This window comes from Plantactinospora soyae, from assembly GCF_014874095.1.
GTDB classification, from domain to species: Bacteria; Actinomycetota; Actinomycetes; order Mycobacteriales; family Micromonosporaceae; genus Plantactinospora; species Plantactinospora soyae.
This window is the reverse complement of record NZ_JADBEB010000001.1, coordinates 22164-43641: the sequence shown is the minus strand read 5'-3', so window position 1 is coordinate 43641 and position 21478 is coordinate 22164. Positions and strand designations below refer to the sequence as shown.

Sequence of the window (21478 nt, the reverse complement as noted above, 5' to 3'; positions counted from 1 at the left end):
TCAGGGCACCTGCCTCAAGGTGTCGTCGATCTGGTGGACGAAGGTCAGTCCGCTGAGGATCAGCGGCTCGCGGGGCTGTAGCAGGGTGGTCGCGCGGCGGCCGTCCGAGCCGTCGGGGCTGTAGCTGACCTCCACCGACCCGCCCGCGGTCGTGGTGCTGCGCCGCCCACGGACCGTGCCGATACCTGGCATGCCCGGCACCCGCAGGTCGAGCGGCCGCCGTCGGCCCAGCGGGAACCGGGCCAGCTCCTGGTCACCGCCGACGGTGCTGACCGAGAGCACTCCTGGCATGTACGGATGCCGCCGCCGGTACGTCAGCAACCACAGGATCAGCACGGTCAGGATGACCCCGCCGGCCGTTGCCGGTAGCACCCACGGGTGGCCCACGTCGGCGGTGACCGTCGTCGCCGCCGTGGTGGCCGACAACGCGGCCGGGATGCGCAGCGGGACGGTGGGCTCCAGGGCGGCGGTCCAGGGCGAGGCCACCGTTCCGGTCAGGGTCAGGTTCGCCTGTGCCTGCCGGGTACGACTGATGGGCAGCAGATCCGCTCCGGGCCGCCAGCGCAGCGTGACCTCGACCGTGGCGGTCGCGCCGGGTGCCAGGGTGACGACGGACGGGGAGGCCTCGGCGATCAGTGGGCCGTAGGAGGAACTGGCGGCCAGTCCGGTGATGGTCAGCGGTACCTTGGCGGTGGTGGACCGCAGGACCGCGCGTACCGGCTGCGGGCCGTCGGTCAGGTCGACCCGGTCCGGCACCTCCCAGCGCACCGCCATACCCTTGCCGACATCGCCGGCCAGGGCATTGGCGGCCTTACCCAGTCGGGTCGCCTCCTTCGCCTGGTCCAGATAGCCGCCGAGATCCTGCACCGAGCCGGCGCTGAGCACCGTGGCCCGCGGAAAGACCTGGCCGAGCAGCTTCGCCCCGTCCGCGGTGTCCAGTGGTAACGCGTACGCGTTGACGGTCTTGCCGGTCATGGCCCTGGCCCGGTTCGCCAGCCTGGTCCAGGCCTGCGAGCCGAGGTCGGAGTATGCCGACCCGAGGGGGGCATCGTGGGCACCGTCGGTCACCAGTACGACCGTGGCCACCTCGGCGGCGTCGCCGCGCTCGAGCTGTACGAGCGCGGCGTCGATGGCCGCACCGATGTCAGTCCGACCGTCCCGGGTCGGGCCGGGCGGCAGGCTGGCGACCACGGCCGCCGGGTCACCGGCCGGTCCGCCGTACCGCAGCGCCGGCTGGTTGTCGAACGTGTACAGCGTGACCCGGTCGGTGCTGGACAGGCCTTTCAGGAACGGCAGCAGGGTTCTACGCACCTGGCCGTACCGGTCCCGTTCGTACATCGAGTTGGAGGAGTCGACCAGCACCACGTAGTCGGCACGGACCTGATCCACCCCCAGCCTGGTGTAGATCTCCTTGCGGGTTGCCGAGGGGTCGGCGGAGGCCGGGGCCGGCAGCAGGGTGGCCCCGGCGAGCAGGCCGGTGATCACCACACCGGCGAGCGGTCGTACGACTGTCCTCATCAGCATGGTCATCGGCCCCCCGGCCAGATCGGCGCCGTTCGCAGCCGGTCCTGCGCCTCGTCCGCGATCAGCGCCTCGCGCAGCACCTCGTCGATCTTCGTGAGCCGCTCCTCGACCGCGGCGAGTTGCGTCCGTGCCTCGGCGATGTTGGGCACCGCGCCGTCCGCCGGCCCATCGGCGTTGAACGCCTCGGCGAGCAACCGGTCCGCTTCAGCGTGCCGGCGATGCCGCTGTACCAGCTCGGCCAGCTCGGCGCCGAGCTGCCGCTGCCGCTCCACCGCCGCGGCGATCTCGGTGGTCATCAACTCGATCTGCGCGGAGCTGCGCTCGACCGCCACGCGCGCGGCGAGCAACTCGGACTGTTGCGCCGCCACCTCGCCGGCCAGCTCCGCCGCCCGCCGGCCACGCCGCACCGTCTCCGCCCGCAGATCACCGGCGAGCCGCTCGATCAGCTCGATGGCCTGGTCGAGCGGCGGCCAGAACGCTTCCTCCTCGACCGCCAGCTGGTCACTCGGTGCGCCATGCTGTGCCTCCAGGGCGGTACGGGCGGCCCTCAGTTCGTCGAGCCGGCCGGCCATCCGCTCCGCGCGGTGCAGCTCGTCGATGCGGCCCTGCTCCCGTTCGGCTTCGGCGGCGGCTTCGCGTAGCTGCGCCTCGGTCGCCGACGCCTCGGCCAGCTCTGCCCGTACGGCGGAAAGCTGCTCGGTCACCCGGACCAGGTCTTCGGACCAGCGCCGCAGATCCCCCGCGACGGCGCGGCCGGGATCCGCGGCGTCGAGCAGATTCCGAATGGCGGTGGTCAGCCGTGGCGTGCTGCGCAGCGCCTCGTCCAGCTCGGCGATCAGCGGCAACGTCACCTGTCGTTCGTCGACCGCTTCGTCCAGCGACCTGGCGGCGGCCAGCAGCGTGTCCCGCAGTACCCGGAACGACCGGGCCGGGTCCGCAACCTCCATGGTGGTCATAGGTTCTCCCTGCATGAGTGGGTGGTGAGCCGGTGATAGGAGGGTTCACCGCCGTCAGCCGGTGCGAGTACCAGCTCTGGGCGCCCGGCCCACAGGCGTATGCCGACGTGGAAGGTGCCATTGGCCGGTAGCCCGTCCGGTTCGGCCGCCGACCAGGCGGTGCCGTCCGTTCGCATGTCCACCAGCGGTCCGCGCGATGGCGGGCCGTCGAGGCTGAACTCCAGGCGTGTGCCGCCGGCCTCGGCGAAACAGGCGCGGCCGTCGGTGGTGGCGTTCCCGGCGAACGGCAGGTCGGCGGCGACCAGTTGGCCGGTGGCGATCCGTCGGGACCGGACGGTGACCGGATGCGGCAACCGGTCGCCGACCGTCACCCGCCCCGTGGCGATCAGCGCCGCGCCGTACGCCGTGGTGTACGCCCGCTCCGCCGGCCCCTCGACGACCGGAACACCGTGGGCCGTAGCCTGCTCGGTTACCCGGTCCAGCGCGGGCGGAAAGTTCGCCATCCCACCGGTGACCAGCAGTCGCACCGGCTCGGACACCCGGCCCAGCGTGCCGTGGACCAGGTCGCGCACTCGGGCGGCGAGCGGCTCGTAGGCGGCCAGGGTCGGGGCGACGCGGTAGGGGCCGGAGCCGAAGATCGGCATGTCGGCGAACCTGGGGTGCCCCGCCACGAAGGCGAGGTTGTCCCGAACGGTGCCCGGTGTCGCAGCCTGACGGGCCCGCCGCAGGTGGCTGATGTCGTGCTCGTCCGCGGCCGTCAGTACCGACCGGTCGAAGGCGGCCCCGAAGTCGCGCTCGTCCGCACTCCCGGCCGCCGGCAGGACGCCAACCAGGCCGGTCTCGATCCGGCAGACGTGGGCTCGGCACCCTGCCGCGCCGAGGTCCACGGTCAGCAGCAGCCCGGGGTCCGGCTCACCGGTGCGCCGTGACCAGGCCACCGCCGCGACCGGTGAGCCAACCACCTGCCAGCGGGCGACGCCGCGCAGCACGCCGGCGACGCTCGTCCGGTGCTGGTCGATCCCGTCCGGTGGCACGGCGACCACGACCTCGGCCGGCCGGATCGGACGCAGAGCGTTGAGCAGTGCGGTCGGCAGGTCGGCGCCCAAGGTGGGTACACCGTGCCCGGGAACGAGGTCGGGATGGTCCACCGGCACGGGGGTGCCGTCGCGGCCCACCAAGGCAACCTTGACGAAGGCCGACCCGAGGTCGACGCCGACCCTCACGACTGCCGCTTCTTGAACGGGTTGTGTTTCCGGACACCGGCCAGGGCCCGGTTGATGCGGCTGTCCCCGGGTGCACCTGGCGCAGCCGCCGGGTGCACGACCTTCGGTGCCCGCACGACGGCCGGTGGTGGGCTGATGCGATCGGTTGTCCGCACAGCCGGTGCGTGGTGCTGCGGCGGAGCCGTCGCCGCCGCCCTGAGTTGACTGAATACGTTGGCGTTCCGTACATCCGTTTCGATCACTCGCCCGAAAGCGTTGGCCAGCTCGGGGCCGGCGCGTCCCTGAAGGATCGCGATGCCGATCTGGTGGCCGAGCTGCGATATCGGCGGCTCCGGTCTGCTGATCTCTGACACCATGTCCCGGACGATGGACTCGGGCGTGCCGGCGTTCAGTTGCCTGGCCAGCCAGGTCGCGAGCATCGGTAGGATTTCGTCCAGGCCGGCTCCCCGAGCTGCCGCCTGCCGGACGGTGCCGGCGAGTGCCGTGATGTCGGTGCCGTCGATCCGGGTCAGTCCGGCGAGCTGGTAGAGCGGCCAGAAGTGTCGCAGCCGACCGAGGTTCGCGATCCGGCGCGCCCACTCGACGGACAGGTTCAGCCATCGCGGTCTCGCCCGGGCCACCTCGTCGGCGAGGGCGTCGGTGATGGCCGCCGTCACCCGGTCGTCGTCGATGGCGTTGCCGACGGCGCAGAGCTTCGCCACCCGGGCCGGGCCGGGTTCCCCTCCGATGATGTCGACCAGGGGGCGAACCCGCGACGCACGATGGTCCGCGAATGCGGCATCCGACCAACCGACCCTCAGGCCGTCGAGATAGTCGGCCGGCGGCTCCGCCGGGGAGAGCGCCAGCGCCGGCATGGCACCGAGGATGAGAAGGTTCAGCAGGTCGGCCTTTGCGGTGTCTCGTCCGTTCAGCGGGATGAACGTGGGCACCGGGGGTGCGGATCCGGTCCGGGCGAGGCTCAGGCCGACGGACCGGACCAGCGCGGGCCACACGAACCCGAACATCCGGTTGGTGACCCCGCGAAGCTCGGCGATCTCGAGAAGAGTTCCGCCGGCCTCCGGCCAGATCTGGACCAGAGAGTCCCGGTCCTCGGGGCGCGCCCGGTTCATGTCGCCCTGGGCGACCGCGATGAACGGGCGGAACCAGCCGGGCACATCACCCGATGCGGCCCGCTCCAGTCCGGTCAGGTGACCGACGATCCTGGCGGCGTCCGAGCGCAGCAGGCGCTCAAGATAGCGACAGTACAGATCGGGCCACCGGAGCAATGCCCGCGCAACGCCTGGCGCCTGGGCGTCGATGCCGTCGGGCGGGTCGAAGAGGAGATCCAGCAGCACGGCCGGGTCGGCCCCCCGGTCCCGGGCGAGTAGCCGCTGGAACAACTGGTCCGCCGTGCCGCTGCTCGGCGGAGCCAGGCGGTGTACCTCGTCGAGATGTCGGCGCACCAGGGCGAGATCCCGCGCGGACAGCGCCGTCCGGGTGCGCTCCAGCAGGATGTCGAGCATGTCGGGCACCCAGCGTCGACGCAACACGTCGACCGCCTGCACGCCAAGCTCGTCCGGCCGACCCGCCCGGTCGAGGAGGAAGCAGGTGAAGTCCCGCCGCTTCACGCCGTCGAGGAGTTGCCAGCCGCGGGCGAGTACGTTGTCGACCCGCAGGGGGTGACCGTACCCTCGGTTGACCTCGTGGTGCACCATCTCCGCCAGCCGGACCTCGCGCAGATCATTGAGCGCATGGGACTGTGGGCTGTCGGCGGGCGGCTGACGGCGCTCGGCGAGGTGCCGGACGACCCCCGCCGTCCCGATCTCGGGATCGCGTGCCGCGATGCACAACTCTTCGAGGTAGGCCACCGCGTCCTGGGTCCGTAGCTGCGGTTCGGGTACGGGGACCCGCCACCCGACCTCGGTTTGCTCGCTTCCGGCACGAGAGGTGAAGCTGAGCCGGATCGCATGCGCGGCTCGCGGACTGGTCCATGTCGCGGCGCTGAGGGCGGTGCGGTACCAGTACGGCAGCAGGGCGAACACGGCGTCGAGTGCGACGATCCGCTCGTCCGGGCCGGGGAACTGGTCGATGGCCGCCACGATGGCGACCGTTCCGCCATCGAGCAGCACGGCGGCCACCGTCGCTGCCCACTCGAACCCGCAGTGAGCGACTGCCGCGATCAGCGTGTCAACGGCTCCTGGCGCCAGGTCCAACACAATCCTGCCGTCACCGGTGAGGTCCGCCGGCGGCTGGTCGACACCGGACCAACGCAGGCCGTGTACCGCGGTGGAGAGCGACTGGCAGGTCGGCAACCCCACCGTCGCGTCCGAGTAGGGCAGATAGACCAACTTGACCGGTGCGATCGGCTGGCCCGTTCCGTCCACGGCCTCGGTCCACCCGGTCTCGACACAGGCAAGCACCTGCGCCGTTTTCCCGGGTACGAAGGCCAGCCAGGGCAGGGCGTCCGGCTGATCGGCCGCGGTCCGTTCGGGATTGCCCACCACCCCTGCCCGGATGAGTTCTTCCGCCAACCGCAGGTCGCCGGTGCCGGCCACCAGTTCGTAGCTCATCATCTGACCAGGATGTTTGCTGCGTAGGGCCCAGAGCGCTGGCTGTGCCGACGGCCTGCGCCGCTTCGGCGGAGCATCGGGTCGCACGGCGCCTACCGCTTCCGGCCGCTGATGCGGCGTTCCAGGTCGATCAGCGGTTCGAGCACGTTCAGCGGACGCGGTGTGGCGCGGATGCGTCGGACGTTGTTGACCTGCTCCGTGTTGCGGTAGTCGTGGTAGTCGAAGACCTGGTTGCTGTTGAGCCGGAAGCCGATCGCCGAGGTGGCGTAGTACCGCACGTATGTGGGGTGGAAGAACGACTGGATCGCGTCGCAGATCATCGTCGCCGTGCCGCCCCGGTAACCGCGGCACACCCAGTCGAAAAAGGCGGCACGCTGCTTCTCCTCCACCACCGGCAGGCGGGAGCCGAAGTCCTGCTGGTTGACCCAGCCCGCGTGCACTGCCGCGTCGAAGAACTCCGGCTCGTCGAACTTGGTGACACAGACGGCCACCCGGTGCGGCAATCGGTTACGGACCAGTCGGCCGGCCTCACGAACCCGCGCGTGTACGGCCTGCAACATCTCGAAGAAGAAGTCGAAACTCCTCGTCCGCTCCTCTGCGTCGCCGATCGGGTCGAACAGATAGATCAGCCCCTGAGAGTTGGCGAAATGCTCGACGACGTCCTCCGACAACTGCCCGGTGCGTAGGAACTCGCCGGGCACGTCCTGCAACTGCAACGCGAACTGCACACCGTCAGCCGGCTGGCGGCGGAAGAGCCCTGCCCGCTCGGTCGGGGGCGGTCCGTGGAACACCCAGGTCAGGGATTCGTTGATCTGGCCAATGGCCGGAAAGCTTCGGTGGTTCGCCAGCCGATCGACACCTCGGACGAGGTACTCCACCGCGTTGGGAGTCATGCCGCCGACGATCCAACGCCCGTTCGGGTCGGTGGTCTGCATGCCGGCGATCGGCAGGGAAGCGAGGTAGGTGCTCTTTCCGGCCCGGCTCGATCCCCATAATCCGATCCGGACCGACGGCAGTTGCGTCGCGCTCAGGACACCGGGCGTCGGGATCGGTGTCGGCTCCGGCTCGTTCACCGGGAACTGCGGCTGCGCGACGGCGTACGGGATGGCACTCATCGGCTCGGCACCGCCGACGGACTGGGGCGGGATGGTCGGCGTCGTGCCGTTGCCGTTGGGGGAGAGCGGCGGCGGGAGCGGTCCGGGCGGCGGGGATGAGTACGTCGGCGACGGGTAGCTCGCCGGACGCTCCTGGTCAACGGGCGACGGCGGAGACGGCGGGTACGGCATCTGCGCCGGCGGCTCCTGGGGCGGGTAGCCGCCGGTGTGGTCGGTGCTCATCGAGTGCCACCTTTCAGCGACTCCGGCCTCGCTCGGCCGGTGCGAGAAACGGGAAGGGAAACGCCTTGCTGTCTGCGATGCTCGGTCGGTCGCTGACCAGGTCGGCCAGGTCTTCAGGCCGGCCGTCCTCGTGGTGCAGGCCGTCCCTGGCCAGTACCTGCCAGGCATGCTCGGCGTAGCTGCGGGCGTGGTTGCCGGCCCGGTCGGTGCCGGGCCAGTCCGCCGGCAGGTCGACGCGGGCTACCCGGCGCGCCCGCAGCACCTGCAGCCGGTTCATCTCCACCTGCCAGTCGACCTGTCGCGGGCAGGTCGGAATCAGGTCGTCCGAGCCGGGGCGCGCCTCCGGCGGTCGGCGGCCGATCATCAGGACGGCGTGTTCGACCCGCGGGTCGTCGCGCCGCCAGCGCAGCCGGTTCGCCCTGGCCAGGGCGTCGCCGACAGCGGTGGCATAGTCGCGCTGCCGCGGTGCCGGGCGCCAGCGGGCGACCTGGGCGCGGACGAAGCCGGGCTCGCCGAGCTCGACGACCCGGCACAGCTCGCGCTGCCGATCGCCCTTGGCCTCGGTGTAGACGTGGTCGAAGTAGCCGACCACGCCGATCCGCAGGCTGTCCTGGCGGGCGTACCGTTCGGTGAGCAGGTCCACCGTGCGCAGCAGAATGTCGAGCCGGTCCTGCACCTCGTCGCGGCTGCCGCCGCAGAGTTCCACCAGGCAGACCAGGTCCAGCGATGGTGGGACCGGGATCGTCATCGGTCGGTGCCGGAGCCCCGTACGGAGACTTTCCGGGTCGTCGACCGGCAGGTCGCCGTTGCGGCCGTCCGCGCAATGTAGCGCGCCAGGCCCGACCAGGGTGACGGTCACCGTCTCGGCTGCCCGGCCGGCGAGCTCCAGCCGGGGCAGCCGCAGGATCGGCCAGTCTGCCGGATGGGCGCCGTGGCGGGCCAACAGTGGCAGTGTGGCCGTCGTAGCCTCCGCGGCGATCGGCGGTCCGTACACCGGGACCTGCCGTGACAGCGGGCGGTCGGCCGGGGTGACCGTGCCGGCCGGGAACAATGTCAGCGGTACCAGATCCACTTGGCCCGTGTCGTGGTCGACCGACATGCCGAGCAGTACGTAGTCGTAGGCGAGCGGCGCCCGCCGCAGCACCGCCGCGACCAGTTCGGACAGCGTCCCGGTGCGCGACGGGTCGACCAGCTCGGCGACCGGGGCGTGGTGACGGCGCGCCAGTTCGGCGGCACGTTCCAGCAGGACCCAGCCGGGATGCCGGGTGACCAGCACGGTCTCCCCGTCGGCGGGTAGGAAACCGGCGAGGGACCGGGCCGTCACCTCGTCGAACGCGCCCGCGTCGACCGGCTCCCGGCCGACCCCGCCGGCCAGGCGGAAGGCGCGCACACGCGGAGCGGCGCCGAGTACGGCGGAGCTCCAGGGCAGGTGTACCGGGCCCGAGCCGATGGCCGGGACGCCGGCCCGGTCGGCGGTGGCCGTCACCCGGACGGCGTGTTCCGCAGTGAACTCGACGAAGTGCAGGGCGGGTAGGTCGCCGCTGACGAGTCGGGCCAGCATCGGAGCCAGGTCGGCCGGGTGGCCGGGGGAGGACGTCGGGAGATCGGTCGCGACGGCGGCGCCCTCGCCGCGCAGCAGGTCGGCGTAGGCGTCGAAGGGATCACCGGTTGCCCGCGCGGCGCGGGTCGCCGCGATCGCGTCCCACCGGTGGCCGGCCGACTCGAGATCGCGCCGCGAGGCATCCAGGGTCTCCGGGTCGCCGCCGCCGAGCAGCAGCGGCCCGGACATCTGCCAGCCGCACCGGGCACAGTGCGATCCGCCCGCGTCGGCCCGCCGGCACACCGGGCAGAGTGAGGTCGCGGTCATCGCAGGTAGTTCCGCAGCCGACTGGGCAGGTCGGCGGACTCGAGCGGAATCCCGCCGTCGTCGGTGACCCTGGCGGCCCAGTTGTCCTCGATCTCCGCGGCCAGTTCGCGCATGTCGCGCGCGTTGCTGAAGTTCTCGTCACGGTCCCGGTAGATGCCCTCGGTCACCAGCTTGAGATCGGCCGTGAAGCCGTCCTCCCAGCGCAGGTCGGCGGCGGCGAGCATGCCGGTCAGGATCTGCAGCAGTTCCGCCGGGTCGTAGTCGGCGAACAGGATCACGTTGCGGAGCGGGAAGCGGCCGGCCAGTCCCGGATTGGCGGAGCGGAACTGGGCCATCTTGTCCGGGTAGCCCGCAGCGATCACCACGAAGGCGTCGCGGTCGTTCTCCATCCGGTCGACCAGGGCGTCGATCGCCTCGAGGCCGAAACCGCCCCGGTCCGGTTCGGTCAGGCGGTACGCCTCGTCGATGAACAGAACACCACCGAGGGCCTCGTCGACGGCGTCGTTCACCAGGGGGGCGGTCTGCCCGACGAACCGCCCGATCAGTTTTGGGGCGTCGGCGACGACGAGGTGGCCCCGGCGCAACAGGCCGAGGTCCGCATAGATCTCGCCGACCAGTCGCGCGACGGTGGTCTTGCCGGTGCCGGGATTGCCGGTGAAGATCAGGTGTGGGGACGGCGGGTTGTCACTCGTCGCCCGCCGCACCTTCCTGGCCCGCACGCGGTCGGCTCGCTGGGACAGGTGCCTCCGGACCTCGCTCAGGCCGATGAGCTCGTTGAGTCTCTCCAACGCCGTACGACCGTCCATGTTCGCCCTCTCGATCCATTCGCGTTGGCGGAGGAGCTCGGCCGACAGCGGCATCCCGTCGCGGGCCAGGCCCTGCAGCCGGGCGATCCACGGGCCGGCGGGCTGGTTCATCGCCGCCATCGCGGAGATCAACTTGTCGAGCCGGGACCAGTCGTCGATGCGCAGTCCGTCGCGGATGCGGGTGCGATGCACCAGCCGCCGCAACTCCGCCTCGTCCGACTCACCGACGCGGCTGATGCCGCTGCCGGAGCGACGCCGTCGCTGGTCGCTCAGGAACGCCTGCAGGGCGCCCATCCCGCCATTCGTCTGTACCGACTCGTGCACCTCTTGCAGGCCGCTGTTGCTGAACGCCAGCACGCACAGGTTGCCGGCGGAGGGCCCGGCTGCGATCCAGGCGCCGATCCGGTCGATGAACGGTCGTGGCGCCTGGTTGTGCTGCAGGAAGTCCTCGGTGCGCAGCAGCACCACGGCGGTACGCATCTCGCGCCCGGTCATGCAGGCGTCCAGCTTCTGGATGATCTGCGGGTCCTGCATGGTCGGTGCCGAGCCGCCGGTCGGTGGCGGTCCGGTCTGCGCGACCACCTTCCGGCCCTGCGGGCCGGCGAACCTCGTCATCGTCGCCGGCTCGGCGTTGTCCGGCGCGACGGTGCCGCCCCGGTCCAGCTGCGCCGACTGCTCGTCCCGGAAGTACAACCCGTTGAGCGTGCAGAAGACGATCCGCTGGTAGCCGGCCGAGCGCAGCAGCGACCAGATCGCCTCCTCGAAGCCGCGCTCCTGGTAGTCGCCGCAGCAGAACCGGTCGGTGGTGCCGGTCCCGTACAGGATCAGCAGGGCGTCGCCGGTGTCGAACGGCAGGGCCGATGCCAGCCGCTCGGTCGACCCCGGCGGGACCGGGCGGATCGGCGCCGTCACTGCGGTGCCCCGGGCGCCGGCACGACCGCTCCGGGCGGGGACTTCTTGATCCTGGTGATGTCACGCAGCTCGTCGAGCTGCGTCGGCGGTTGCGCCTCGGCCGGGTCGGACACCCGCAGGCCGCCGGCACGCAACTGGGTCACCAGCGCGGTCGCCCGGGACCGGCGCTCCTCCTCGCTGCCGATTCGGGTGTGGATCGAGTGGATGGCCAGCTCGGCCGTGCCGCGCTCGTCGACCGGCATGATGGTGACCAGCACCTCGCTGCCGTCCTCGTGCCGGGTCCGGGCCACGAAGCCGCCCCGGAAGTCTTCGCCCTCGTACCCGCCGTCGACGTCGCGGTCGTAGCCGGCCACCGCCAGCGTCTGCACGACCCGGTCGGCGATGTTCGCGCGCAGCTGCGAGTTGTTCGCGGCCGCGGCGGCGGTGTCCACCAACCGCTCATGCTCGGCCTGTAGCCGGGGTGCCTCGACCTCGAGCAGCCTGCGCAGCTCCTCCGGACCGGGCGCGTCGGGGCCGTCCTGTCCGGCCAGGGCGACCGCCTGTCCCAGCTCCTCCTGGAGCGCCTGGTACCTGCCGTGGGTCCAGAAGTCGACGTCGACGCCGTCGTCCGGGCCGGTCCCCGGCTGCGCGACGGCGTGGACCATCTCGCGGAGCAGCAGCAGGCGCTCGTACGTCTGACCGCGCAGTGCCGACCACTCCTGCTCACGTAGCTCCACCGTGGCCCGCAGCTCGCTGAGCCCTGCGTACGCGGCCTGGGCCTGGGCCACTGCGGCCTGGGACAGGCCGTTGTCCGCGTTGGCCACGGCCAGGCGCAGGTCCTGCGCCAGGCGCTGCAACTGTCCGGGCGCCAGTCGCTCGTGGGCCAGATCGCCGGCGATGTAGTTGCGCAGCACCTCGGCGTCGGCCAGCCACTGGCGGGCTGCGGCCAGTTCGCGCTCACGCTGCGCCGCAACATCCCGGCCCACCTGCCGGATGTCGCTGGCGAGCTGCTCGGTGACCTGCTGCCGGACGGTTGACTCGGCGACGATCGCCGACTGCAGGCGCCGCTCGCTCTGCTGAACCGCGGTCCGCATCCGCCGGTCGTGCTCCGCCAGGTCGACGGCGTGCTGCTGCTGGACGGCGTCGATCTCCGCGTTCAACTCCTGACGCAGCCTGCGGGCGTTCTCCTCGGTACGCCGCCGCGCAGCGACCTCGACCTGGCGGATGTCGGCGCTGAGCTTGTCGACCGCGGCCGCGTACCGCCGCTGCCGCTCATCGGCTTCCCGGAACCGTCGGTCGGCCTCGCGTCTGGTGTCGTCGCGCACCTTGTTCAGCAGCTTCGGCACGTCGGCGCGCAGCTCGGTGAGCCGGGCCTGGGCCTCGCGCATCTTGCGTGCCTCGGACTCTTCGACGCTGACATAGGAAACCTTGCGCCCGCTCATCGTGAACTCCCGGATCGTCGGATCGGTGGAGAGACTGACGGCACCCGCACCGGCGGGGCCTCCGGCCCGAACGCCGCGGCGAACAGGGGGTCGGGCACGCCGACGAGCAGCAGTTCACCGTCCACCTGCTGCAGTTCGCTGACACGTTCGCGGTTCTCGTAGTCGTAGTCGCTGTCGCTCAGGCGACCGGTCAGATGGTGGATCCGCTGGTTGGTGCTGCCGCGCAGCCCTCGGCCGTCGTTGCGGGCGGCGACGTAGAGGCCGTCGATCAGCACGTCGACCTCGGCGAGCAGGGCCGGCACACCGTCGTTCGGCGGGCGGTCGCGTAGCTGTTCGAGGCGATAGCCGGTGAAGCAGATCAGGCTGAGCTCGCGGTCGCGGCGGATCAGTGTGATGACCTCGGCAAGAGCGGCCGCCTGCAGCATCGGTTCGCCACCCGAGAAGGTCACGCCGTCGATCCGCGGATCCGTCGTGAGCAGCTCGGCGGCCCGGGCCGGGGTGATCCGGTCAGCCTCGTGCTGCGGGATCCACTCCTCGGCGATGCAGCCGGCACACCGGAACGGGCAGCCCTGCACCCATAACACCGACCGGCGGCCGGGCCCCAGGGCGCGGGTGAATGTGGTGATCGCGGCGACGTTCAATATTTCCCTCCACCGGGAGAATTGCTCGGCGGGTGCGACGAGTCGAAAGTGTGGCACGATTTCCGGGCTGCGGCAATTCCCTTCTCGGGGCGTCCGAGCCGCGCGGATGTGTTGTTCCGCGAAGGACTGAGAATTCGCAGAACGAGGTCGTTCCGAAGAATGGAGAGTTTCCGCGGAACGACCTCGTTCGAAAGTCGTACCTTGCGGGTTGCGCTGCGGCGGCCAGGGCCCGGTCGGGGGCCGTCACGCCGATCTGTCATCCAGTAATAGAGGTCAGCGGTCCGGTCCGGCTCCTGTCGCCCCCGTTCGGCGTGGGCGGGTCAGCCCATCGGGCAAACGGCGTGATGGCACGGTTGGAACTGCGCGAGGATGGGGGATAGGCCGATCGGACACCCTGGACCACCAATTGCTCGGGCGAAACATGTCCGTTGCAATATTTCGACGGGATCGGCGATGCTCTAGCGTGCAAGGGTGTCGGCATTGCGGTCGTCCAATGCATCGGCGTATTCCGCCGCCACGTTTCCTGACCTGTCGAGGTGATCTTTGTCGTCCGTACCTCATGTGCTGCACGGAGCGTCGATGATCTCGTGGCGGACGTCGGGCTGATCGGGCATGAGTGAATCCGACCGGCGGATGGCGCTGGCCCACGAGTGGGACGATCTCGTCGCCAGGACCCGCGCGCTCCCCGGCTTCGCGGACTTCCTGCGTCCGCCCCGACTGGAGACGCTGCTTCCGGCCGTGGCGGACGGCCCGGTGATCATCCTGAACGTGAGCCGTTGGCGCTGCGACGCCCTTATCGTGCGGGCCGCCGGGCCACACCGGTTCCACCTGCCCGGGCTCGCCCAGGACGCGGTCGGCGAGCACGTCGAGCGGTACCTCGCCGCGGTCGGCGCCCACCAGGGGCGCCGTGACGCCACTGTCGACAGCGAGGTCGGCGAGTCGCTCGAACCGGAGCTGGAGCGGTGCCTCGCCTGGATGTGGGACAGCATCGCCGAACCGATCCTCGACCACCTCGGCTACCGGTCGACGCCCGCGCAGGGCACCCCGTGGCCGCGCGTGTGGTGGTGCCCGACGGGCGCGCTGAGCCTGCTGCCCCTGCACGCCGCCGGTCACCACCGTACGCCCGGAGCTGCCGTTCTCGACCGGGTGGTTTCCTCGTACACGCCGACGCTGCGCGCCCTCAGGCGGGCCGGCATGGGGACCGCACCGGCCGCGGACGCCGACCGGATGCTCTTCGTCGGTCTACCGGAGACACCGGGCCAGGCCCCGTTGCCGAACGTCGCGACCGAACACGAGCTACTCGCCGGGCTGCTGCCGGGCCGGCTCACCTCGCTCATCGGCGACCGGGCGACCCGCGAGCGCGTGCTGCGGACGTTGCCCGCCCATGCCTGGGTGCACTTCGCCTGCCACGGCGACCAGAACCTCGACGACCCGTCCAGCGGCGCTCTGCTCGTCCATGACGGTCCCCTCACTGTGACCAACCTGGGGGCGTTGCAGTATGCGGGGGAGTTCGCCTACCTTTCCGGCTGCAAGACGGCGGTCGGCGGCGTCCGCCTGCCCGACGAGGCGATCACGCTGGCCGCGGCCCTGCACTACACCGGTTTCCGGCATGTCATCGCCACACTCTGGTCGGTCCGGGACGAGACGGCCGCCCAGGTTGCCGCGGACGTCTACGCCGTCCTGGTCCGCAACGGCGGGCTGGACCCGAGGCTGGCGGCACAGGCCCTGCACCACGCGATCCGGGAGCTGCGCCGACAGGCGGGCCCGAGCGCCTGGACCCCCTTCATACACATCGGACCGTGACCATGCTGGAGACGTTCTTCGAAGGTCGTGGGGTGCTGAACGCCCTGCTGTACTCGCTGGGCAACCGGCGCCGCCACCTCGACCGCGCCATCACCTACCTTGGCCGCGCCGTTCGCAGCGGTCAGCCGGACCCGCTGGTGCTCGCCGTGCTCGGCAACGGACTCTGGATGCGCTACGAGCGTACCGGCGATGTCGAGGATCTTGAGGCAGCGATCCGGCGCGGCCGGCAGGCGGTCGCGGTGCCCGGCGTCGAGGAGGGCCAACGAGCCGGCAATCTCGCGGACCTCGCGGCGCCGCTGCGGGCGCGATTTCACCGGTACGGGCGGCTCGCCGACATCGACGAGGCGGTCGCCGTTGCCGCCGAGGCGCTGCGGGCCACCGAGGACCCGGCCACCCGAGCCGTGGCGCTGACGAACCTCGCGGCTGCCCGGCACTCGCGCTACCTGTCCACCGCCGACCGGGCCGACGTCCTGGCCGCGGTCGAGGGTGCCCGGGAAGCGGTGAGCCTGACGGGACCGCGGCACCACAGTCACGCGCTACGGCTGCACGTGCTGGCCGAGGCGCTGGCCTCACGTTTCGTGAACACTGACGACGTTCGTGATCTCGACGAGGCGGTCACTGCGGGCCGGCGGGCGGTGGGCGCCCGCAAGCTGTTCGACCACAGTCGGGCCCGCTACGCCGACAACCTCGGCACGATCTACCGGCTGCGGTTCGGCGTGACCGGCGAAGTGGCCGACCTGGACGCCGCGATCGCCGCTGGCGAGCTGGCAGTCTCCCGGACCGGAGACCGGCCCGACCGTGTGGTGTTCCTGGGTAACCTCGCCGCCTCGCTGTGGCTTCGCGGGCGCGCCCGCGACGACACCGGCGACCTGCGCCGAGCGGTGGCCGCCGCGGAGCGGGCGGTCGCGGCGACTCCGGAGGACGGTACGAACCGGCCGCTGGTGCTGCACAACCTCAGCATGATCACGGCGACGCTGTACGACCGTACGTCCGACATGGCCGCCCTCGGTCGCAGCGAACAGGCCGCCGAGGCCGCTCTCGCCGCGCTCGATCCACGGCACCCGTTCCGCGGCCTGGCGCTCACCCGGCTCGCCATGGTGCAGTTGCGGCGGCCGGACGCTGGGGCGGCAGCCCGGGCGAACCTGCGCACGGCTGTCGAACTGCCCGTGCCGACGCTGACCTTGCAGCACGCACTGCAGGCCGCGATCCAACTCGGTGAGCTCGGCGCCGAGGCCGGCAACCGGGAAGACGCGGTATTGGGCTACGGCGGTGCGGTAGCGCTGCTTCCGGCGGCCGCGTGGCCGGGCCTGTCCCGCTCCATACGCGAAGATCGTCTCGCCGGGGCCACCGAGGCCGCCAGCGCCGCGGCGGCGTTTGCCGACCCGGTACGCGCCGTCGAACTGCTCGAACTCGCCCGGTCGGTGATGTGGTCCCAGCAGCTCGATCGCCGCGGCGACCTCGACCGGTTGAGGGCGGTCGCCCCTGCCCTCGCCGACCGGCTGACCGAGATCAGGGCCTGGTTCGAGCGTCCGGACCCGGAGAGCCCGTTAAATCCGGGGTTTGGCGGTTCGAGTCCCCCTGGGTGACCCATGAGCGCAGTATCCGCGCCCCGACAGGGCCCGTACGGCGGTTGTGGTGCTACCCGTGGTTCGTGGCCGCCGTACGGCGGTTCCAGACCTCGTGCAGGCCGGCACCACCCGCCGGAGAGTAGGAGACTCTCAGCACCCGGTCGGCGCGCAGATAGCTGGAGAGTTCGGCGGCGACGCCGCTGAGATCCGCCGTCGGGGTGACGGCGATCGCCACCTCACCGGCCTCGACGGATTCGCCGACCGGGGCGGCGAGTGCGCCGAGCGTCCCGGCGTACGGCGTGACTCCGACGCCCACGACGCTGTGCCGGGGCAGGCGGTCCCGCAGCCCGAGCACCAGGACGTTCGCGCTGGGCCGGCGGCGTACCGGCCGGTCGGATCCGTAGACCACGACCAGCTCGTCGCTCGCCGCCAGTTCGGCGAGCCGGGCCACCACGGCGGCCGCACCCAGTTGGGTCTCCGCCTCTCCGACCACCGCGACCGTCATCGCCGTCGGGCCGGGCTCCGGCTCGAACCGTACGGCCAGGCCCAACCCGATACGAAGGCCGTGCGCCCGTACGTAGAGCGCCACGACGAGCAACAGCGCGGCGAGCAGGATCCACGCGACGGCGTGGGACTGGCTCAGCCGGTCCGCACCGGCGATCAGCAGCGGAGGTACCAGCGCCCCGAGCGCCGCCACGGCGCCGGTCGCCCCCATCACCGCGCCGACGCTCTCCGCCCGTGCCGCCTTGCCGATCAGTGCGAGCAGCACCCCGCTGGCCACACCGTCGCAGACGGCTATCGCCCCGATCACCAGGATCGACAGCCACCGTAGCTGCGGGTCCGACGCGGCGACGAGACACAGGCCCGCGGCAACGGTGTAGCAGACCGTCAGGAGTTGCGGGGTGGGCCGCCGATCGGTCCACCACCCGCCGAGCAGTCGCGCCCCGGCGCCCAGCCCCACCAGCGTGCCGGTGACCGCCAGGGCGTGGAACCACTCCATCCGGAACACCGTTGCCAGGTACACCGGCAGGTAGACCGCGCTCGCCACGACACCGCCGAGCGCGAGCGCGTACAGCACCGACAGCGAGGTGGTCGAGGCCAGCTTGATCATCTCGACGCATGTGCCGAGCGGCGAACGGGCGCGGTGCGCGGTGACCGGATCCCGGAACACCAGCGCGGCCAGCCCGGCGAAGACCACCAGCGCCACGCCGAGCAGCAGAGCGGCCCGCCGTCCGTCGGGGCCGAGGCGCCAGGAGAGGGCCGAGATCACCACGGCGACCGTCGCACCGAGACCGAACACTCCCAGGGCGAGGCCGCGTCGGCCGTACGGGACCGTCCTCGACACGAGGGATCCACCCACGACCAATGCGGCGCCGGCCAGCCCGGCCGTGCTGCCGAAGACCACGACGGCCGGCAACGACTCGGCGAGCCCGAGGCCGAGTACCGACACCGCACTCGCGAGGCTGACCACGGGAAACATCACCCGCGCGCCGTACCGGTCGGTGAGGACTCCCACCGGCAGGCGTACCAGCGCCGCCACCAGTAGCGGCAGCGCCATCAGCAGGACGTAGTCCCGGAGCCCGACGTCGAACCGCTCGTGCAGGTGCGGGCCCAGCAGGATCCAGGCCCTCAGGTTCAAACCCAATCCCACCGTCGCCAGTGCCAGCGTCAGCGCCGCACGCGGCGGCCACGGTGACGGCGAACCTGGCACGCGCAGTTCCTGGCCGACGGTCACCATCACCCAACCGATCCGCATCGTAGTCAACTACCGGCAGCCGGGCCACCGCTGGCGTGACCTATCGTGCACTCCGCGTTAAGAACTTCGCTACCCCCGAACGGTCGCTAGCCCCCCGGCCTGCCGGGAGCCGGCTCGGTCCGGGGCAGGCCGAGTACGGCGGCGGCCGCGTCGAGCAGTGTGGCGCGCAGTTCGTCCTGCGGCACGCTGGGCAGCATGACCGCGGACGCGAGCGCCGAGTTGAGTACCTCGGTGGCGGCGAATGCCCGGACCCGGTCGGCGAGACTCGGATCCGGTCCGGCCAGCCAGGCGTTCATCCGGGTGCCCAGTTCCTTCGCCTCCACCAGGATCGGCCCGACGGCGGTGAGCAGCGCGGGTACGTCCCGCGCGAACAGGGCACAGGCGTCGCGGTGCCGCAGCATCGTGTCCAGACACTCGCCCAACACGTCGCGTACGTGCTCGGGCGTGTGCGGCGCCGCCGCCAGGCGCTCCACCATCATCCGCCATTCGGTCAGGAGTGGTTCGACGATGGCGATCAGCAGCGCCTGCTTGGAGGGGTGGTGGTAGTAGAGCGAGGCCTTGGTGATGCCCACCCGATCGGCGATCTCGCGCAGGCTGGTCTGCTCGTAGCCGTGCGTGGTGAACAGCGCCAGCGCCACCGCCCTGATCCGTTCCTTGGTGTCCTCGACCATGGCTCGATCCGCCTCCCTCGCGGCCGATGATCTTAACGCGAACACAACGCTTCCTCAGCGTGCTCACAGTGCGGGTTTCGCAGGATGTCCACAGGGGAGGTCACGTGCCCGAAACGCACGGGCCGTACTCTCGAATCTTGTCTACCTGCCGGCAGGTAGGCATCTACCTGCCGGACGGTAAGGGACATCGACAGAGGGGGAGTCATGTTCGAACGGTTGGGGCGCTACGTCGTCCACAATCCGTGGAAGGTCATCATCGGTTGGCTGGTGGCCGCGGCCGCGATCGTCATCTTCGCGCCGAGCCTGTCCGACGTCACGAACACCGATCAGGCCAACTTCCTGCCCGGCAGCTACGAATCGGTCAAGGCACAGGAGTTGGCGGAGACGTCCTTCGCCCAGGCCAACGACTCCAGTGCCACGATCGTGGTCCGGCGCACCGACGGCCAACCGCTGACCGACTCCGACCAGACGACGATCGGCACGCTGGCACAGAAGCTCCAGTCGGCGAACATCGAACAGGTCACCGGGGTGGTGACCGGCCCGCAGGCACTCTCCCCGAACAAACAGGTGCAGTTGATCAGCGCCGGGCTCAAGGGCCTACCGGACGACCCGAAGGTGCTCGACGCGGTCCAGCAGATCCGCGATGTGGCGAAACCCGCGGTCGGCGGTACACCGCTGACCCTCTCGGTCACCGGCGACGTCGCCATGCAACTGGACAACCAGGACGCCTTCGAGACCGCCTTCCTCATCGTCGGCATCGCGACAGTAGTTCTGATCATCGCGCTGCTGCTGCTCATCTACCGCAGCCCGATCGCCGCGCTGCTGCCGATCGTGACCGTCACCGTGGTCAGCGCCATCTCCCCGGGACTGATCGCCCTGGTGGCCCAGGCGACCGATCTCCAGGTCGACCAGTCGTTGCAGATCATCCTGACCATCGTCCTGTACGGCATCGGCACCGACTACATCCTGTTCCTGCTGTTCCGCTACCGCGAACGGCTACGCGAGGGCGACGACCGTAAGGCCGGCCTGGTCACCGCCGTCGCCCGGGTGGGCGAGGTCATCGCCTCGGCGGCGGCCGCCATCGTCATCGCGTTCATGGCGCTGCTGCTGGCGGTCTTCGGTGCCTTCAAGAGCCTCGGGCCGGCGCTGGCCATCGCGGTGGTCGTGATGGCGTTCGCCGCGGTCACCCTGGTACCGGCGGTCGTCTCGTTGTTCGGTCCGAAGATCTTCTGGCCGTCCAAGTCCTGGCAGCGCACGCCGAAGGGCAGTGCGTTCCGGGGCATCGGCCGGTTCGTCGGGCGGCGTCCCGCCGTCGTGGCGCTCGCGTCCGGCGGCGTGATGGTGGTCCTCGCGCTGGGCTCGCTCGGCATGCAGGCCGACTACGACCAGACCGCCCAACTGCCGGAGGACACCGAATCCTCGCAGGGCTTCCGGGACCTCCAGTCCGGTTTCCCGGCCGGAGCGCTCAACCCGACCACCGTCTACGTCCGCAGCGACGGTGGCGAGCGCCTTGACCCGGCGGCGGTGAAGCGGTTCGCCCAGCGACTTCAGCAGGTACCGGGCATCGGCGGGATCATGCCGGCCGGCCAGTCCGGAGAGTCGGCCGGGATGAGTCAGGACGGTACCGCCGCCCAGATCAACCTGCTGCTCGCCGACAGCCCGTACTCGAACGAGGCGCTGGACCTCGCCGGCGACGAGCTCCGCGACGTGGCCCATGCCGAGGCTCCGCCGGGCACCACGGCGCTGGTGGGCGGTGCCACCTCGATCTTCGCCGACATCCGGGACGCCAACGACCGGGACCTGCGGGTCATCTTCCCCGTGGCGGCGGTACTGATCGCGCTGATCCTCGGCCTGATGCTGCGCAGCATCGTCGCGCCGGTCTACCTCATGGTCACGGTGGTACTGGGCTTCTTCAGCACGCTGGGCGCGACGGTGCTGATGTTCCAGGGCCTCGGCGACCGGCCCGGGCTGTCGTTCATGTTGCCGACGATCCTCTACCTGTTCGTGGTGGCGATCGGCACCGACTACAACATCCTCATGATCGCCCGACTACGGGAGGAGGCGCGGCTCGGCAACGACCCGCGTACGGCGGCCCAGCTGGCCGTCGAACACGGCGGCCCGTCGGTCGGCGCGGCCGGGCTGATCCTGGCCGGCACGTTCGCCTCGATGATGCTGGGGGGCGTCGCGTTCCTGTCCGAGATGGGCTTCGCCGTCGCCATCGGCATCACCATCTCGGCATTCGTGATGTCGATGTTCCTGGTGCCCGCGCTGACCGCGTTGCTGGGCCACAAGGCGTGGTGGCCCGGGCACGGCGACGTGCCGGGCGACGGCGACCAGGAACTTCCGTCGGACGACCGCTCACCGGTCGGCGCCGGCGTCGGCTGAGCACCTGCGGAAGGGCACCTCGCCGTACGCGTACCGCGAGGTGCCCTTCCGCAGGTGTG

14 protein-coding genes are annotated in these 21478 nt (G+C 71.1%); 3 read left to right on the top strand and 11 right to left on the bottom strand.

The window, feature by feature from the left end; genetic code table 11:
• The 9 genes from H4W31_RS00170 to H4W31_RS00130 all read right to left on the bottom strand — a co-directional run bounded on the left by H4W31_RS00170 (window position 1) and on the right by H4W31_RS00130 (window position 13236).
• Window positions 1-1530, bottom strand: coding sequence for a vWA domain-containing protein (locus H4W31_RS00170; RefSeq protein WP_192764764.1), 1530 nt, complete (start codon window positions 1528-1530; stop codon window positions 1-3).
• Window positions 1527-2480 carry a hypothetical protein gene (locus H4W31_RS00165; RefSeq protein ID WP_192764763.1) on the bottom strand — a complete coding sequence of 318 codons (954 nt, stop codon included), beginning with the start codon at window positions 2478-2480 and terminating at the stop codon, window positions 1527-1529. The genes H4W31_RS00170 and H4W31_RS00165 overlap by 4 nt, the downstream gene beginning before the upstream one ends.
• Entirely contained in the window at window positions 2477-3703 is a 1227-nt protein-coding gene (locus H4W31_RS00160; protein WP_192764762.1) for a hypothetical protein, read from the bottom strand. The genes H4W31_RS00165 and H4W31_RS00160 overlap by 4 nt, the downstream gene beginning before the upstream one ends.
• Entirely contained in the window at window positions 3700-6255 is a 2556-nt protein-coding gene (locus H4W31_RS00155) for a hypothetical protein (RefSeq protein WP_192764761.1), read from the bottom strand. The genes H4W31_RS00160 and H4W31_RS00155 overlap by 4 nt, the downstream gene beginning before the upstream one ends.
• A gap of 89 nt (window positions 6256-6344) precedes the next feature.
• Window positions 6345-7589 carry a hypothetical protein gene (locus H4W31_RS00150; protein ID WP_192764760.1) on the bottom strand — a complete coding sequence of 415 codons (1245 nt, stop codon included), beginning with the start codon at window positions 7587-7589 and terminating at the stop codon, window positions 6345-6347.
• A 13-nt stretch (window positions 7590-7602) separates the two neighbouring features.
• Window positions 7603-9456 (bottom strand): hypothetical protein, encoded by a 1854-nt coding sequence (locus tag H4W31_RS00145; protein ID WP_192764759.1) that lies wholly within the window; start codon window positions 9454-9456, stop codon window positions 7603-7605.
• Window positions 9453-11174, bottom strand: a complete 1722-nt coding sequence (locus H4W31_RS44065; protein WP_192764758.1) for an AAA family ATPase — start codon at window positions 11172-11174, stop codon at window positions 9453-9455. The genes H4W31_RS00145 and H4W31_RS44065 overlap by 4 nt, the downstream gene beginning before the upstream one ends.
• Entirely contained in the window at window positions 11171-12595 is a 1425-nt protein-coding gene (locus tag H4W31_RS00135) for a coiled-coil domain-containing protein (protein WP_192764757.1), read from the bottom strand. Before H4W31_RS00135 ends, H4W31_RS44065 begins: the two co-directional genes overlap by 4 nt.
• On the bottom strand, window positions 12592-13236 hold the full coding sequence (locus H4W31_RS00130) for a 4Fe-4S single cluster domain-containing protein (protein WP_225945326.1): 645 nt from the start codon (window positions 13234-13236) through the stop codon (window positions 12592-12594). Before H4W31_RS00130 ends, H4W31_RS00135 begins: the two co-directional genes overlap by 4 nt.
• Before the next feature lie 612 nt (window positions 13237-13848).
• On the opposite strand from H4W31_RS00130, the gene H4W31_RS00125 reads away from it, so the two are divergent.
• Window positions 13849-15039: a CHAT domain-containing protein gene (locus H4W31_RS00125; RefSeq protein ID WP_192764755.1), complete on the top strand. Its 1191-nt coding sequence runs from the start codon at window positions 13849-13851 to the stop codon at window positions 15037-15039.
• A complete protein-coding gene (locus H4W31_RS00120) occupies window positions 15036-16625 on the top strand; it encodes a hypothetical protein (protein WP_192764754.1) in 1590 nt (529 codons plus the stop codon). The genes H4W31_RS00125 and H4W31_RS00120 overlap by 4 nt, the downstream gene beginning before the upstream one ends.
• A gap of 52 nt (window positions 16626-16677) precedes the next feature.
• Here the strand turns inward: H4W31_RS00120 and H4W31_RS00115 are convergent, their stop codons facing one another.
• The gene (locus H4W31_RS00115) at window positions 16678-18345 is read right to left on the bottom strand and encodes an MFS transporter (protein WP_225945964.1); all 1668 of its coding nucleotides are present in this window, start codon (window positions 18343-18345) and stop codon (window positions 16678-16680) included.
• A 104-nt stretch (window positions 18346-18449) separates the two neighbouring features.
• Window positions 18450-19034 carry a TetR/AcrR family transcriptional regulator gene (locus tag H4W31_RS00110; RefSeq protein WP_192764752.1) on the bottom strand — a complete coding sequence of 195 codons (585 nt, stop codon included), beginning with the start codon at window positions 19032-19034 and terminating at the stop codon, window positions 18450-18452.
• Between the two features lie 204 nt (window positions 19035-19238).
• On the opposite strand from H4W31_RS00110, the gene H4W31_RS00105 reads away from it, so the two are divergent.
• Entirely contained in the window at window positions 19239-21419 is a 2181-nt protein-coding gene (locus H4W31_RS00105) for an MMPL family transporter (RefSeq protein ID WP_192764751.1), read from the top strand.
• The last annotated feature ends 59 nt before the right edge of the window (window positions 21420-21478 follow it).